This window comes from Agromyces albus (assembly GCF_030815405.1).
Taxonomy (GTDB): Bacteria; Actinomycetota; Actinomycetes; order Actinomycetales; family Microbacteriaceae; genus Agromyces; species Agromyces albus_A.
On record NZ_JAUSWX010000001.1, the window covers coordinates 2,266,747 to 2,282,012 of the forward strand.

At 69.0% G+C, this 15,266-nt stretch carries 17 protein-coding genes; 7 read left to right on the top strand and 10 right to left on the bottom strand.

Annotated features, from left to right (window positions below; translation table 11 throughout):
- Positions 1-5: 5 nt before the first annotated feature.
- Complete coding sequence (locus QFZ29_RS10610; RefSeq protein ID WP_306894081.1) at positions 6-938, bottom strand: cation diffusion facilitator family transporter; 933 nt, start codon at positions 936-938, stop codon at positions 6-8.
- A 277-nt stretch (positions 939-1,215) separates the two neighbouring features.
- Between QFZ29_RS10610 and QFZ29_RS10615 the strand changes: the two genes are divergently transcribed.
- Positions 1,216-1,506 (top strand): hypothetical protein, encoded by a 291-nt coding sequence (locus QFZ29_RS10615; RefSeq protein ID WP_306894082.1) that lies wholly within the window; start codon positions 1,216-1,218, stop codon positions 1,504-1,506.
- Between the two features lie 23 nt (positions 1,507-1,529).
- On the opposite strand, the gene rdgB is transcribed toward QFZ29_RS10615, so the two are convergent.
- From rdgB to QFZ29_RS10635, 4 genes are read right to left on the bottom strand one after another with little or no spacing between them, the layout of a single operon-like run.
- Positions 1,530-2,150 carry an RdgB/HAM1 family non-canonical purine NTP pyrophosphatase gene (rdgB, locus tag QFZ29_RS10620; protein WP_306894083.1) on the bottom strand — a complete coding sequence of 207 codons (621 nt, stop codon included), beginning with the start codon at positions 2,148-2,150 and terminating at the stop codon, positions 1,530-1,532.
- Entirely contained in the window at positions 2,147-2,929 is a 783-nt protein-coding gene (gene rph, locus QFZ29_RS10625) for a ribonuclease PH (protein ID WP_306894084.1), read from the bottom strand. Before rph ends, rdgB begins: the two co-directional genes overlap by 4 nt.
- On the bottom strand, positions 2,926-3,771 hold the full coding sequence (gene murI / locus QFZ29_RS10630; RefSeq protein ID WP_306894085.1) for a glutamate racemase: 846 nt from the start codon (positions 3,769-3,771) through the stop codon (positions 2,926-2,928). The genes rph and murI overlap by 4 nt, the downstream gene beginning before the upstream one ends.
- 11 nt (positions 3,772-3,782) lie before the next feature.
- Complete coding sequence (locus QFZ29_RS10635) at positions 3,783-4,652, bottom strand: LysR family transcriptional regulator (RefSeq protein ID WP_306894086.1); 870 nt, start codon at positions 4,650-4,652, stop codon at positions 3,783-3,785.
- A 67-nt stretch (positions 4,653-4,719) separates the two neighbouring features.
- Here QFZ29_RS10635 and QFZ29_RS10640 point away from each other — a divergent pair, with 67 nt between their 5' ends.
- Both QFZ29_RS10640 and QFZ29_RS10645 read left to right on the top strand, forming a co-directional pair.
- Positions 4,720-5,610: an EamA family transporter gene (locus QFZ29_RS10640; RefSeq protein ID WP_306894087.1), complete on the top strand. Its 891-nt coding sequence runs from the start codon at positions 4,720-4,722 to the stop codon at positions 5,608-5,610.
- A 4-nt stretch (positions 5,611-5,614) separates the two neighbouring features.
- A complete protein-coding gene (locus QFZ29_RS10645; protein WP_306894088.1) occupies positions 5,615-6,934 on the top strand; it encodes a nicotinate phosphoribosyltransferase in 1,320 nt (439 codons plus the stop codon).
- Positions 6,935-6,947: 13 nt separating this feature from the next.
- On the opposite strand, the gene QFZ29_RS10650 is transcribed toward QFZ29_RS10645, so the two are convergent.
- From QFZ29_RS10650 to QFZ29_RS10660, 3 genes are read right to left on the bottom strand one after another with little or no spacing between them, the layout of a single operon-like run.
- Positions 6,948-7,235, bottom strand: coding sequence for a DUF3039 domain-containing protein (locus QFZ29_RS10650; protein WP_129521287.1), 288 nt, complete (start codon positions 7,233-7,235; stop codon positions 6,948-6,950).
- Positions 7,236-7,286: 51 nt separating this feature from the next.
- Entirely contained in the window at positions 7,287-8,861 is a 1,575-nt protein-coding gene (locus QFZ29_RS10655; RefSeq protein WP_306894089.1) for a hypothetical protein, read from the bottom strand.
- A complete protein-coding gene (locus QFZ29_RS10660; RefSeq protein ID WP_306894090.1) occupies positions 8,837-9,976 on the bottom strand; it encodes an ABC transporter ATP-binding protein in 1,140 nt (379 codons plus the stop codon). Before QFZ29_RS10660 ends, QFZ29_RS10655 begins: the two co-directional genes overlap by 25 nt.
- Between QFZ29_RS10660 and QFZ29_RS10665 the strand changes: the two genes are divergently transcribed.
- Both QFZ29_RS10665 and QFZ29_RS10670 read left to right on the top strand, forming a co-directional pair.
- Complete coding sequence (locus QFZ29_RS10665; RefSeq protein ID WP_306894091.1) at positions 9,963-10,778, top strand: hypothetical protein; 816 nt, start codon at positions 9,963-9,965, stop codon at positions 10,776-10,778. The genes QFZ29_RS10660 and QFZ29_RS10665 overlap by 14 nt on opposite strands.
- Positions 10,779-10,955: 177 nt before the next feature.
- The gene (locus QFZ29_RS10670; RefSeq protein ID WP_306894092.1) at positions 10,956-11,648 is read left to right on the top strand and encodes a phosphocholine cytidylyltransferase family protein; all 693 of its coding nucleotides are present in this window, start codon (positions 10,956-10,958) and stop codon (positions 11,646-11,648) included.
- A gap of 104 nt (positions 11,649-11,752) precedes the next feature.
- Here QFZ29_RS10670 and QFZ29_RS10675 read toward each other — a convergent pair whose 3' ends face one another.
- Positions 11,753-12,292, bottom strand: coding sequence for an ECF transporter S component (locus QFZ29_RS10675; RefSeq protein WP_306894093.1), 540 nt, complete (start codon positions 12,290-12,292; stop codon positions 11,753-11,755).
- A gap of 83 nt (positions 12,293-12,375) precedes the next feature.
- Here QFZ29_RS10675 and QFZ29_RS10680 point away from each other — a divergent pair, with 83 nt between their 5' ends.
- Both QFZ29_RS10680 and QFZ29_RS10685 read left to right on the top strand, forming a co-directional pair.
- Positions 12,376-13,173: an ABC transporter permease gene (locus QFZ29_RS10680; RefSeq protein WP_306896690.1), complete on the top strand. Its 798-nt coding sequence runs from the start codon at positions 12,376-12,378 to the stop codon at positions 13,171-13,173.
- A gap of 1 nt (position 13,174) precedes the next feature.
- Positions 13,175-13,942: an ABC transporter ATP-binding protein gene (locus QFZ29_RS10685; protein ID WP_306894094.1), complete on the top strand. Its 768-nt coding sequence runs from the start codon at positions 13,175-13,177 to the stop codon at positions 13,940-13,942.
- Between the two features lie 10 nt (positions 13,943-13,952).
- On the opposite strand, the gene QFZ29_RS10690 is transcribed toward QFZ29_RS10685, so the two are convergent.
- A complete protein-coding gene (locus tag QFZ29_RS10690) occupies positions 13,953-15,161 on the bottom strand; it encodes an HNH endonuclease signature motif containing protein (protein ID WP_306894095.1) in 1,209 nt (402 codons plus the stop codon).
- Between the last annotated feature and the right edge of the window lie 105 nt (positions 15,162-15,266).

Sequence of the window (15,266 nt, forward strand, 5' to 3'; positions counted from 1 at the left end):
CAGCATCACGGATGCTGCGACTGCTCGTGTTCGGCCCGCCCCGCGGGCTCCAGCTGGAACGTCGAGTGCGCGACGTCGAAGTGCGCGTCGAGGCATCGGCCGAGCTCATCGAGCAGCTCCCCGGTGCGGCCTGAGGCGAAGACCTCGGGCTCCACCTCGACGTGGGCGCTGAACACGTGGGAGCCTGACGTGATCGCCCACACGTGCACGTCATGCACGGCCACCACCCCGTTCGTCTCGAGGATGTGCTCGCGGATCTCGGCGACATCGGTGTCGGCCGGCGCCGACTCGAAGAGCACCCGCACGACGTCGCGCAGCAGCACCACGGCACGTGGCACGATGAGCGCCGCGATCAGGAGCGACGCGATCGGGTCGGCCGCGTCGAAGCCCGTGAGCACGATCACGACGGCGGCGGCGATGACGAGGAGCGACCCCACCATGTCGCCGAAGACCTCGAGATAGGCGCCTCGCAGGTTGATCGAGTCCTTCGCCCCGCCGCGGAGCACGAGCATCGCGGCGATGTTCGCGCCGAGTCCGATGGCCGCCACGACGAGCATCGGCACACCCTGCACCTCGTGCGCCGCTCCCCCGGCGCCCGTCGCCAGCCGCCCGATCGCACTGGCGGTGACCGAAACGGCGACGACCACGAGGATGACGCCGTTCACGAGCGCGCCGAACACCTCGGCGCGACGGTAGCCGTAGGTCTGGCGATCGGTCGCGGGGCGTGCCGCCACGACGGCGGCGACGAGGGCGACGACGAGGCCGATGAGATCGCTCGCCATGTGGCCCGCGTCGGCGAGCAGGGCGAGCGAGCCGCTCACAGCTGCGCCGATCAGCTGCACGACGAGGAACGCGCCGATGATCGCGATCGCGACCCAGAGCCGGGTGCGGTTCGTGGTCTGCGCATGCGCGTGCGCGTGGTCGTGTGAGTGTGCCATCCCTCTCAGCGTAGGTCGGGATGAGCCGATCGAGGCCAGATAGGAATGAGTCGCGTTCTCAGCCCTTCGCGTTCGACGACCCGCCGACCCACCTCGACTTTCGCAATCCCGTTCGGGTCTTGCGCACGGATGCGATCGGGTCCTTACTGGTGGAAGGAGCCGCACCACCCGGTGGCAATTTGTTGTGCCGCACCCGATGGCCCGGACGAAACAGTCCGCTCAAGGGTGCTTCTCGAGTCGGCAAACGGGCTCCAGTGAAACCATCGGAGGAACGACGATGTTCGCCAGAGTCAGCACCTACGAAACCGGTCCGGAAACTCCCTCGGACGCCCCATCGGAAGACATCATCAACCGCGCACTCGAGATGTCGGGATGCCGCGGGATCTACTACTTGCACGGGAAGGGAGCCGGTAAAGACCTGTCCATCACGCTCTGGGAAACCGAGGAAGCCATGGCCGCGAGCCGGGAGACGGCGAATAGGATCCGGACAGAGGCCAGCGCTGCGCAGAATACGCAGATCCTCGCTGTGGAGGAATTCGAAGTCAGCGTCAGCACTCTCAAGGACTGACCAGTTGCCGCGGCCGGTTGCACTCAGCCGCCGATGCGGGCGCTGACGCGCTCGAGCTCGGGCAGGAGCTCGGTGAACGCCTGCGCCCGGTGACTCCGGGCGTCCTTCTCCGCGGGGGCGAGCTCCGCCGAGGTGACCTCGAGCCCTTCGGGCTCGAAGATCGGGTCGTAGCCGAAGCCGTGCGACCCTCGCGGCTCGTAGGCGAGGTTGCCGCGCCATCGCCCCTCGGCGACGAACTCGTGTCCGCCGGGCAACAGCGCCTCGGGCACCACGAGCGCAATCGTGCACCGGAACTCGGCGCCGCGATTCGGCCGTCGGATGTCGGCGAGCTGGTCGAGCAGCAACCGCACGTTCGCCTCATCGCTGCCGGCGTGACCGGCCCAGCGGGACGAGAAGATGCCCGGCGCGGCCCCGAGCACGTCGACGACGATGCCGGAATCGTCGGCCAGTGCGATGCGACCGCTGTGCGCGGCAGCCGCACGGGCCTTGATGACCGCGTTCTCCGCGAACGTGACACCGTCCTCCACGGGCTCCGGCCCCTCGTACGGGTGCACGACGGCCTGCGGCATCCGCTCGCCGATGATTCGCTGGAACTCGCGCACCTTCTTCGGGTTGTGCGTTGCCAACACGAATTCGAGGCTCATGCCTGCGCCCCTTCAGTGACGTCGGCGAGCACGGACTGCTGGATGCGGGTGAGCTCGGCGGTGCCGGCGAGCGCGAGGTCGAGCAGCGAGTCGAGCTCGCGCCGATCGAACGGTGCGCCCTCGGCAGTGCCTTGAACCTCGACGAAGAGCCCACGCCCGGTGGCCACGACGTTCATGTCGGTCTCGGCGCGCACGTCTTCGACGTAGGCGAGGTCGAGCATCGGCACGCCGTCGATGATGCCCACGGAGACCGCCGACACGGTGTCGATGAGCGGCTTCGCGCGCTGGCCGATGAACTTCTTGTCTCGCGCCCACTCGATCGCGTCGGCGAGGGCGACGTAGGCGCCCGTGATCGCCGCGGTGCGCGTGCCGCCATCTGCTTGCAGCACGTCGCAGTCGATCTGGATGGTGTTCTCGCCAAGGCCCTTGGTGTCGACGACGGCGCGCAGACTCCGGCCGATGAGCCGGCTGATCTCGTGCGTGCGGCCGCCGATGCGTCCCTTCACCGACTCGCGGTCGTTGCGCGTGTTCGTCGCTCGGGGCAGCATCGCGTACTCGGCGGTGACCCAGCCCCTGCCCTTGCCCGACATCCAGCGCGGCACGCCGTTCGTGAACGACGCCGTGCACAGCACCTTCGTGCGGCCGAACGAGACGAGCGCGCTCCCCTCGGCGTGGTCGCTCCAGCCCCGCTCGATCGTCACCACCCGCAGTTCGTCGGCGGTACGGCCATCGGCGCGAACGGCGGTGGTGGGCGTGATTGTCTCGGATGCCTCGGTCATCGGATCTCCTGTCGAAGCTGTGCGTGGTCGGGAAGGGTCACGGCGCCGGTCTCCACGAGCTCGACGCTCGGGATCTCGGGGCCGATGAGGCGGTGGGCGAGGTCGAGGAAGTCGCTCGTGGAGTGCCCCGTCGCCTCGTAGCGGTAGGTGGGCGGCAGCGCGGCGCGGCGCTCCATGCCGGTGCTCACGAGCACGCGGTACACGTCGTTCGCCGTCTCGACGTCGCTCGAGACGAGCGTGACGTCCTCGCCCATGACGTAGGAGATCGCGCCCTTCAGGAACGGATAGTGCGTGCACCCGAGCACGAGGGTGTCGATGTCCGCCGTGCGGAGCGGCGCGAGGTACTCCGCGGCCACGGCGAGCAATTCGTCGCCCGTGGTGACGCCGGCCTCGACGAACTCGACGAATCGGGGGCATGCAGCCGAGAACAGCTCGAGGTGCGGGGCCGCGGCGAACGCGTCGTCGTAGGCGCGCGAGCCGATCGTGCCCTCGGTGCCGATCACGCCCACGCGCCCGCGCCTGGTGGCAGACACGGCGCGGCGTACCGCCGGCTGGATGACCTCGACGACGGGCACGTCGTAGCGTTCACGGGCGTCGCGGAGCATCGCCGCCGACGCCGTGTTGCACGCGATGACGAGCATCTTCACGCCCTGCGCCACGAGGTCGTCGAGCACGGCGAGCGCGTAGCCGCGCACGTCGGCAATCTTCTTCGGGCCGTAGGGCGAGTGCTCGAGGTCGCCGATGTAGAGGATCGACTCGTTCGGCAGTTGGTCTTTCACCGCCCGAGCGACGGTGAGACCGCCGACGCCGGAGTCGAAGATTCCGATCGGTGCGTCCGTCACGACATCCAAGCTTAGGTGAGGGCGGCGCCGTCGTAGGCGGCGCGGATGGCACGAGCGACCTTCGTGGCCTCCGGATGCCGGTACTGACGGTGCCACGCGAGGTGCACCTCGATCGGCGGCGCGTCGTGAATGTGCACGAAGACGACGCCCGGACGGGGCGACTGATGGGCCGTCGCCTCGGCGGTGACGCCGATCGCGTCGCCCGCAGCGATGAGGTCGAGCCATTCCTCGACATCGCCCGTCTGGGTCATCGGCGGCGCCTCGAGCCCAGCCGACGACCAGAGGGCCGGGCTCGTCGTCCCCGTGTGCCGATCGACGGCGACGAGGAACGGCACCAGCTCGGCAAGACCGACCGCATCGCGATCAGCGAGGGGATGGTCGACGGGCAGCACGGCCACGCGCGGTTCGACGCCGACAAGCTCGGAGTCGAGATCGGACCGTTCCACCGGATGCCGCACCACCGCGAGGTCGACGAGGCCGTCGACGAGGCCGGCATCCCGCCGGTTGAGGCGCACGAGCCGCATGGGCGTCGCCGGATGCGCACGATTCCACTCGCGGAGCACGGGCGTGGTGTGCGCGCCGAGCGCGGCCCAGGCGTACCCGATGCGCACGACGGAGCGCTCCCCGCGCGCCTCGGTCACCGCGCGGTCGAGCTCGGCGAGCACGCGCCGAGCCGTGGCCGTGAAGGCGATGCCGGCGTCGGTGGGCTCCACGCGACGGGTCGTGCGGTGCATGAGCGGCGCTCCGAGCTCGTGCTCGAGCGACGCGAGCGACCGGGAGACGCTCGCTTGCGACATCCCGAGCAGATCGGCGGCCGCCGTGAACGACCGCTCGTCGTCGACCGCGACGAGCACCCGCAACTGCCGAAGGTCAAGACTCATGTGAACAGCGTATCAATCGACGCGGATTGTATTTCTCGCTGCACCAATGACGACGTAGCGTGAGGGTATGGCACGGGAACGGATCGCAGCGGGTGCTGCCGTCGGCGGCGCCGTTTCGGTGCAGGTCGGCGCGGCGATCGGCGCGACGATCTTCCCGCTCGTCGGGCCCGCCGGCGTCGTCGCGCTCCGGCAGGCCGTCGCGGCGATCGCGCTGCTCGCCGTCGCTCGGCCCCGACTTCGCAATCTGAGCTGGTCGACCGTGCGACCCGCCATCCTGCTCGGGCTCGTGCTCGTCGTGATGAACCTCACCCTGTACGGCGCCGTGGAGCGGACCGGCCTCGGACTCGCGGTGACCCTCGAGTTCCTCGGCCCGCTCGCCGTCGCGCTCCTCGGTTCTCGGCGGCGGTTCGACCTGGTGTGCGCCGTCATCGCCGGGATCGGGGTCGTGCTCCTCACCGGCACCGTGCCGGGGCTCGACGTCGTGGGCATCCTCCTCGGCCTCGCGGCGGGCGCGGCTTGGGCGGCCTACATCCTGTTGAGCCAGCGTGCCGGACGCAGTCTCCCCGGCGTCCAGAGCACGGCGATCGCGAGCGTCGTCGCCGCGATCCTCACCTCGCCGATCCTCGTCATCGTCCTCGTCGGGCTCGACCCGCACGAGCTCCTCCGCGTCGCCGTCGTCGGCCTCGCCGCCGGCATCCTGTCCTCCGCGCTCCCCTACTCGATCGACCTCCTCGTGCTCCGACGCCTTCCTCGTCAGCTCTTCGGCGTGCTGCAGAGCGTGCATCCGGCCGCCGCCGCGGTCGCGGGCCTCGTGGTGCTGGGCCAGACGCTCGGGGCGTGGCAGATCGCCGGCCTCGTGCTCATCACCGCCGGGAACGCCATCGCCGTCGGCCGCGGCACCGCCTCTGCAGCACCGCCTGCACGTCGCCGACTGGCCGAGGTGTCACCGATAGGCTGACCGTGTGACCGGGTCTGCTGCGCTCTTCACCGACCGCTACGAACTGACGATGGTGGACGCCGCACTGCTCGACGGCACCGCGCACCGAGAGAGCCTCTTCGAGGCGTTCGCGAGGCGACTGCCCGACGGACGCCGCTATGGCATCGTCGCCGGCACCGGCCGCCTGCTCGAGCTCATCGATCAGTTCCGATTCGCCGAGGCCGAGCTCGAGTGGCTGCGCGACCACGAGATCGTGCGGCCTGCGACGATCGACTGGCTCGCCGACTACCGATTCTCGGGCGACATCTGGGGATACCGCGAGGGCGAGGCGTACTTCCCCGGTTCCCCCTTGCTGACGATCCAGTCGACATTCGCCGAAGCGGTGATGCTCGAGACGCTCGTGCTGTCGACCCTCAACTACGACTCGTCGGTAGCGAGCGCCGCGGCGCGCATGGTCTCGGTCGCGCTCGGCCGGCCCGTCGTCGAGATGGGCTCTCGCCGCACGAGCGAACACGCCGCGATCGCAGCGGCGCGCGCCGCCTACATCGCCGGCTTCGATGCCACGAGCAACCTCGAGGCCGGCCGCACGTGGGGCATCCCCACGATGGGCACGGCGGCACACGCCTTCACGCTGCTGCATGACTCAGAGGAAGACGCGTTCCGGGCCCAAGTCAACGCGTTCGGCCCGAAGACCACCCTGCTCGTCGACACGTACGACATCGCCGAGGGTGTCGACCGCGCCGTGCGGATCGCCGGGATCGGCCTCGGTGCCGTTCGCATCGACTCCGGTGACCTGCCCACGGTCGTCGCCGCGGTGCGCGAGCAGCTCGACGACCTCGGCGCCGTCGACACGAAGATCACCGTCACGAGCGACCTCGACGAGTTCATGATCGCGGCCCTCTCGGCAGCACCCGTCGACTCCTACGGCGTCGGCACAGCCGTTGTCACCGGCTCGGGCTTCCCGGCGGCGGGAATGGTCTTCAAGCTCGTCGCGCGGCGCGACGGCGCCGGCGAATGGGTGGCCGTGGCGAAGTCGTCGACCCAGAAGCTGAGCGTCGGGGGCCGCAAGAACGCCGCGCGACGGCTCGATTCCACTCGAACCGCCCGCGAAGAGATGGTGTACGTCGGCGACGGTCCCGACGGGGAGGCCGAGTTCGAGGCCGGCTCGTCGCTTCGTCCGCTCATGGTGCGGTTCATGACGGGCGGCACGGCCGATCCGGCCTACCTCGGCAAGGCCGGCACGGATGCCGCGCGATCGCATCGCGCCGAGGTCATGCAGGAGCTGCCCATCGACGCGTTCCGACTCGGGCGCGGCGATGCCGTGATTCCCACGGTCTACCGCTGACGCGCGCCGGGCATCACTCGGACTTGAGCCGCTCGTAGATCGCCTTGCACGACGGGCACACCGGGAACTTCTCGGGATCGCGCCCGGGCGTCCACTTCTTGCCGCACAGCGCACGCACCGGCTTGCCGGTCATCGCCGACTCGAGGATCTGCTCCTTCTTCACGTAGTGCGAGAAGCGCTCATGGTCACCCGGCTCGATGGTCTCCTTCTCGAGGAGCTCCTCGAGTTCGCGGTCGAGGACCGAGGTGCCGCCGCCGGGGGCATCCGGATCGGCGATGCTCGCGTGCACGGGTCGAATCATGCCTTCGATTCTACGCAACGAACCCGCCACCTCGGCCTCGGCCGCGACATCCTACGCACGCAGGGCGGCCGCGAGGATCTCAGGGCCGCGACGCTCGAAGACGCGACCGCCACCCCAGATACCCAACACGAGCGCGAGGAGCCCGAGGCCGACGCCGGATACGAACGATGCCGTGAACCAGGCCGGGTCGACGAGGATCCCGAGACCGGCGAAGACGACGGCAGGCGACGCGATGAGCAGTGAACCGAACATCGTGACGGTTTGGACGAGTGCGGTGATGGTCCCTGTCGACTGGGGCGCCTGGAAGGGGCTGTCACCGGGCTTGACCGCCGGATACGGCAATCGCGCCGACGTGAATGAGCCGAGCCCGAGTCCCGCAAAGAGCAGGGCCGTGCTGACGCCGAGAACCGACGGGAGCAGCCGCCAGTCGTTGAGCACGAACACCGTGACGGCACTTCCGAGTCCGATGACGAGCACGCCCCCGATGAGCACCGGCACGATGCGCCCCGCGCGATCTGCCGCCCCCCGCACGCCCGAGGCCACGTGCAGCCAGACCGCGGTGCTGTCGTAGGCGGTGTCGTTGTGGAGGCTCCAGCCGAGGAACAGGCACATGAGCGGCACCGGAATGAGCGCGACGTAGATGAGCGGGATGCCGGCGAGGCTGAGCGGCACCATCACGAACACGGGCGCGATCGGCACCATCACGAGCGACACCCAGTAGCGCGCGTCGCGGAACCAGTAGGTGAGGCTGCGGGCGGCGACCGCGCCGGTGGCACCGTGCGGCATCCGGTCGAACCAGCCGAGTCCGCGGTAGCTCTTCGCGGATGCTTCGCGACCCGGCGTCACGAGCATGCGCGCGACGAGCGCCTGCCACCCGAGCCAGATCGCGCCGACGGTCGCCGCGGCGATCAGGAGCTTCAGGATCGCTGCACCCCAGTCGCCCGCTGCAGCGTCGCCGGGAATCGCGAACACGGCGCCGAGGGGCGTCCACCCGAGCACGCCGGCGATCGACTCGAGCACCCCGAGGCCCGAGCTCGCCCAGTCCGCCGTCACGAGCACGACGAGGATCGGCGAGAGCATCACGATGAGCAGGATGCCGAGCACCCCCATGAGCTCGCGGGCACGGCGAGTGGCGAGCAGGAGCGATGCGAGCCCCGTTGCGACGCGGGCGATCAGGATGCACGTGGCGAATGCCATCGCCGCTGCGATGATCGCGAGCAGGAGCTCGGCGGGCCCGCGCGACCACGTGAACACCGTGCCGAGCAGCACGATCGCGAGCACGAAGGCGGGAATGCCCACCACCGCTGCGACTGCGAGACCGAATGCGAGCGTGTGGTTGGGCACCCCGAAGAGCGCGAACCGCCTCGGGTCCATCGTGTCATCGACTCCGAACACGAGCGGGAACACGATGAATCCGATGATCGTCGCGGCCCCGGCGACCGTGAACGCGTCGCGGATCACCTCGACGTCGCCCACGAAGCGCAAGCCGACGAGCGCCGTGAAGAGCAGCACGGCCACACCGAGCCCGTAGATGAGCCCGACGACGATGCCCACGACTTGCCAGGGGCTCCGCCGGAAGATGTTCGCGAGCAGGCGCAGTTTCAGTCGGAGAAACTGTGCAACCATTCCATGCCCTCCGCTGCCTTGCGTCCGCCTGCCAGTTCGACGAATCGGTCTTCGAGGGTCTGGCCGGCACGCACCTCGTCGAGGGTGCCCGCGGCGAGCACCTGCCCTGCGACGATGATCGCTGCCGAGTCGCAGACCCGCTCGATGAGGTCCATGCCGTGGCTCGAGAGCACGACCGTGCCGCCACCCGCGACGTACCGCTCGAGGATGTCGGTGAGGTTCGCGGCCGACACGGGGTCGACCGATTCGAACGGCTCATCGAGCACGAGCAGGCGCGGCGAGTGGATCATCGCGCACGCGAGGGCGATCTTTTTCGTCATGCCCGCGGAGTAGTCGGCGACGAGGCGGTCGACGGCGTCGTCGAGCCCGAAGGCCGCGATGAGGTCGGCGCTCCGTTCACGCACCGTGCGGTTGTCGAGCCCCCGGAGCACGCCCGAGTAGTAGAGGAGCTGGGCTCCCGTCAGGCGGTCGAAGAGGCGCAGGCGGTCGGGCAGCACGCCGGTGGCCCGCTTGGCGGCCCGAGGGTTGTCCCACGCATCGATGTTGTGGATGCGCACCGTGCCCGCGTCGGGCCTGAGCAATCCCGTGACCATCGACAGCGTGGTGGTCTTGCCCGCGCCGTTCGGCCCGACGAGGCCGAAGAACGATCCGGCGCGCACGTCGAGCGAGATGCCGTCGACCGCGGTGTTCGGGCCGAAACGCTTGACGAGGCCATCGATCGCGAGCACGCGAGGCGCATCGGCGGGAGGAGCCGGACGCGCGACGCGCAGTGTGCGCTTCTTGCGTGGTGTCGGCTTCTTCGGCACGGGGATGACGGCGACGGCCTGTGCGGCGGCGGCCGGCACCTCGGCAGTCGGCACCTCAGCGGCCGGCACCTCAGCCGCCGGCACCTCAGCCGCCGGCAGCTCAGCGGCTGGCACCTCAGCGGCCGGCACCTCTGCGGATGTCGCGGGCTCGATGATCGCGGCTCCGGAGCTTGCCTCGGGCTGCGGAATCGCCCTGACCGGCTCGGTCACCTCGGCAGCCGCACGTGAGGGCGCGCGCTCGACCGTCTCTTCGTCGATCTCGGATCGCACGGCGGGCGGCTCGGCGGTCGGCGGAGTGGCGACCTCCACGGAGGGCGACTCCTCGGTGGGCTTACGGGGCGATCGTTCTGCCGCCGTCGTCTCGGTCGTGAGCGAGGCCGCCACGCGCAATGCCTGGCGCTGGCTACTCGCCGCCGCTGCGGCGCGGCTCCGCGCAGTGGATGCTGCCGCCCCCTTCTCCGACGTGGCCCGCGGCGTGCGCGTGGACTTCGCCGCCTCGCCTCGCGCTGCCGTGGCATCCGCCGACGCAGCGCGCGACGCCGCGGTACGCTTCGAGGGTGCGGGCTGCTTCGTCTCACCCTCCGCCGCCGCCGTCGCGGCCGGCTTCCTCGGGGCGGGCTTCGAAGCACCACTCCGCGCCGCGCTCGACTTCGCGGCGGTCGTCCCCGCTGCAGTCGACTTGGCCGTTGCGGACTTCGCAGCCGTCGACTTCGCCGCCGTCGACCTCGCCCGCTTCGTGGCTGCGGGCTTCGTCGCTGCCGGCTTCACGTCTTCGGCCCGCACGTCAGCCTGCTCCAGCGCAGCCTGCTCGTCGGCGGCCGCCTTCGCTGCCGCCGACTTCGCTGCCGGCCTCGCAGCTCTCGATTTCGCCGCCGACCTCACTTCGGCTGCGCTCTTCGTCGCACCCGATGGCGCCGGGGTCGACGAGGTTTCAGCCGCCGCGCCCGTCGGGGACTCCCCTGTTTCAGGCACCCCCGTGCCGGTGCCCTCGGCTGCTTCGTCGTCTTGGTTGGAGCGCGAAACGGAAGTCACCAAGCCAACCTACCAAGACGGCTCTCGCAACGCTCATTCGGGCCTCATCCCGCGGTCCGCGAAGCTGGAAATACCCTGAACGTCGCATCACGATCCTGACACGACGTCCCTCCCCCGTGGTGGGGGTGACGCCATCCCGGTATCCTGAACTCCGGCATAACGGCGTGTCCATATGTGAACTTCCGGATGAATTTGCGGCGAACACCCTGCGATGGGTGTCGCTGCTCACGGCATCCGACCCACCGAAGGAGATGCAGTGAACACCCAGATCGTGATTCTCGCGGCCGGCATGGGGAGCCGGCTCGGGCGGTCCCTCCCCAAGCCCCTCACCGAGCTCAGCGACGGCCGCACGATCATGGGCCAGCAGTTCGACAACATCGAGCACGCGTTCGGCCGCAACGCCAGCGTCACGATCGTCGTCGGCTACAAGCTCGAGCACATCATCGAGGCATTCCCGCAGGCGTCGTTCGTCTACAACGAGGAATACGACCAGACCAACACCTCCAAGAGCCTGATGCGCGCCCTGCAGGCGTCGCAGGCCGGCGGAGTGCTCTGGATGAACGGCGACGTGGTCTTCGACCCGCGCATCCTCGACCGTGCACTGCCGTTCATCGCACGCGACCAGTCGTTCGTGACCGTCAACACCTCGAAGGTGTCCGACGAAGAGGTCAAGTACACGACGAGCGCCGAGGGCTACATCAAGGAGCTCTCCAAGACCGTCAAGGGCGGGCTCGGCGAGGCCGTCGGCATCAACTACATCTCGAGCCGCGACAAGGCCGTGCTCCTCGCACACCTCGCTCGCGTCGGCGACCAGGACTACTTCGAGCGTGGCCTCGAGCTCGCGATCGAGCAGAACGGCCTGCTCGTCGAGCCCATGGACATCTCCGACCTCTACGCGGTCGAGATCGACTTCGCCGAAGACCTGGAGCGCGCGAACCACTTCGTGTAGTCACGTCGGCGCTGCATCGCAGCAGCACAGCAGTGAAGAGCGGATGCCTCGCGGCATCCGCTCTTCGCATCTCAGCGCCGGTGCATCTCAGCGTTTGCGGCGGCTCACGTGAGCGCCCGCGCGACGCCGGCCCTCGAGAGCGACACGGCGATCACCCGGCCGAGCCACGTGAAGAGCACCGGGCTGAGCACGAACAGTGCGAGGTAGAGCGCCCAGAACCATGGGGCGTAGTGCTCGGGGCCGAGCACCACGAAGGTTCCGGCGGCGAGGAGCACACCGGCGGCTCCGGCGGCGAGGTAGTAGAGCACCGGCGACCAGTTCTTGTACCGGGTGACGAAGAACGGCAGCTCGAGGAGCGCACCGACGAGCAGGCCGGTACCGAGGAAGCGAAGGATCCACTGCGGGGCGAAGGCCGCCCCCACGAGACCCGCGATGAACCCCGTGAGGATCGCGACGCCCGGTCGCTTCAGCAGCGCGAGCGCGACGGCGCTCGGCAGGAAGTGCGAACCGATCGTGATCCCGTAGAGCATGGGGACGAGACCCGCGACGAGGCCCGCGAGGTAGCCCGCCCCGGCCGCGAACAGCCCTCCGCCGACGCCGATCGCAGCACAGCTCAAGATCACCCGAGTGCTGGTGCGGTGCACGACGCTCCTTCCGACGGGGCTCGGCACGCGCCGATCGTCCGCTTTCAAACCTACCGCGGTGCGGCATCTACGATGAGAGCGTGATGAGCTACGCCGACACGCATCCACTGCAGCGAACGCCGTGGCACCGTTACCGGCACTCGCTGTGGTTGCTCACCACACGCGACCTGAAGGTGCGCTACTCGACGTCGGCGCTCGGCTATGTCTGGTCGGTGCTCGATCCGCTCGTGATGGCGGGCATCTACTGGTTCGTCTTCACGCAGGTGTTCCAGCGACCCGTCGGCACCGAGCCCTACATCGTGTTCCTGCTCTCGGCACTGCTGCCGTGGATGTGGTTCAACGGCACGGTCTCGGATTCGACGCGCGCGTTCCTGAAAGACGCGAAGCTCGTGCGGTCGACGAAGATCCCTCGCACGATCTGGGTGAACCGCATCGTGCTCTCGAAGGGCATCGAGTTCCTGCTCGCCATCCCGGTGCTCGTGCTGTTCGCAGTGGTCTTCCGAGCGACGGTCGGGTGGGAGCTTGCGCTCTTTCCGCTCGCCATCCTGCTGCAGACCATCCTCACTGCTGGCGTGGCGCTCATCGTCGCCCCGCTCGTCGTCTTCTTCCGCGACCTCGAGCGCGCGGTGAAGCTCGTGTTGCGATTCCTGTTCTACGCGTCGCCGATCATCTACGGCGTGTCGAACCTGCCGAGCGAGCTGCACATCTGGGCCGCATTCAACCCGCTGTCGGGCATCTTCGGTTTGTATCGTGCCGGCTTCTTCCCCGACGAGCTCGACTGGTTCAACGTCGCGATCTCGGCCGCGATGTCGGTCGCGCTGCTCGCCATCGGGCTGCTGGTCTTCCGGGGAAGCCTGCGCCAAGTGCTGAAGGAGATCTGACGTGGATGCCACCACCGCCGTCTCGGCGCCCGAGACCGCCATCCGCACCGAGGGGCTGGGCATCCGGTTCCGCCGCAACCGTCGCGGTCGCCGAACCTTCAAGGACCTCCTCGCCGGGCGCCGCCGTCGTACCCGTCCGGGCGAGTTCTGGGCGCTCCGCAACGTGTCGATCCATGTGCGCCCCGGCGAGGCGATCGGCGTGGTCGGACGCAACGGCCAGGGCAAGTCGACACTCCTGAAGCTCGTCGCGGGCGTCATGATCGCCGACGAGGGCACCGTCGAGGTCACGGGCGGCGTCGCTCCGCTCATCGAGATCACCGGTGGCTTCGTCGACGATCTGACGGTACGCGACAACGTGTACCTCACCGCCGGGCTGCACGGTATGACGGGTGCCCAGATCGACGCGAAGTTCGACGAGATCATCGAGTTCGCCGACATCGGCGACTTCCTCGACACCCCGTACAAGCACCTCTCGAGCGGCATGAAGGTGCGCATCGCGTTCGCGGTGATCTCGCAGCTCGAGGAGCCCATCATGCTCGTCGACGAAGTGCTCGCCGTCGGCGACAAGGGGTTCCGCGAGAAGTGCTACCGGCGCATCGATGAGCTCCTCGCGGGCGGCCGTACGCTCTTCTTCGTGTCGCACAACGAACGCGACCTGCGGAGGTTCTGCACTCGGGGCCTCTACCTCGACAAGGGGGCGCTCGTGCTCGACGCCCCGATCGACGAGGTGCTCGACCGCTACAACGCCGACCACGGGTCGAAGGCGTAGCAACTGTCAGTCACCCGGCACGCGCGGGATGCTCGGGATGGGAATCGAGCCAACGGCCAGCTGGGCTCAGCCACCGGATCGCCCCGTCGTGGCCCTGGCGCATCTGCCAGCTCGTGCGGTGCTTCACCCGGTGGTGCTTGCGACAGAGGTGGGCGAGATTGTCGTGGTCGCTGCATCCGTGGTGCTCCCACGATCGCGTGTGGTCGATATCACAGCCGGCGGCCCGCTTCTCGCATCCGGGGAATCGGCAGCGGCCGTCGCGGATCTGGAGCCACCCTGCCAGGTCGGCCGGGATACGACGGGCTCTGCGACCGTAGCGCAGCATCGCGCCCGTGACCGGGTCGGTGAGAATCGGACGGAACGACGGCGCATGCGCCGTGAGCCGACGGGCCGTCTCGATGTCGATCGGGCCGTAGCCGTCGAGGACCGGCGGCTGGTCGCCGTGACCGAGCATCGTCAACACCGGAATGGTGAGGTTCACCGTTGCACGCACCGCACCGAGATCGCCGTGCTCGGGCGCCGCCGCCGCGTCGGTGAGCCCGAGGAGGAGGGCGATGGCGCAGTCGGCGTCGCGCTGCGCCTTCTTGCGCGTGTCTCCGTCGGCTCGCGTCACCGTCGTCGCAGCGATGCGGGCGGCGATCGCGGTCGCATGTTCTGCCGCGCAGAACAGGTTGACCCACGCCATTCCGTCGGCCGTGGGCTCGACGACGATGCGCCGCTCCTCGACAGCGCGATGCTTGCGTTCCTCGAAGGGCGACGGGTCGTAGCGGTGCTGCATGCGCTGCAACGCCTTGCGGAACCCGACCGGCGTCATACGGCAGGCCTTGCCGAGGGCCTCCTGCTCGAACTCGGCGACTCGATCGGCCGGCGCAGCGGCCACCGCATCGATGAGGTCGCGCGCGTGTTGGACCGAGATCTCGCCGGTCGCCAGCGCCGCGTGTGCGAGCGGCAGGTCGACCGTCAGGGCAGTCGCCTCGCGCAGGACGCGGCTCGCCGTGCGTTCGTGCACGCGAAGCGCGGTCGCGAGTTCGGCGGTGCAGGAACGGTCGCCCCATTCCCGGTTGTCGCGATCGGTACGCGACGGATGCGACTCCACCTCACGCATCAGGATTCGAAGTTCGTGAACCCAACCGAGTTGCTCGGCCTGGGCCGCGCGGATCGACCGCTCGAAGGCGGTGATTCGTTCAAGCGCCTCTGCGAGCCGCGCGGTTGCTTCCACACATCCATCAGACCACGACCCACCGACATTCGATTCTTCCGCTGATCAGCGCTTTTACCTGTGGAGAATGAATCAATCCGGCGGCCTGTGGAGGACGAGTCGATC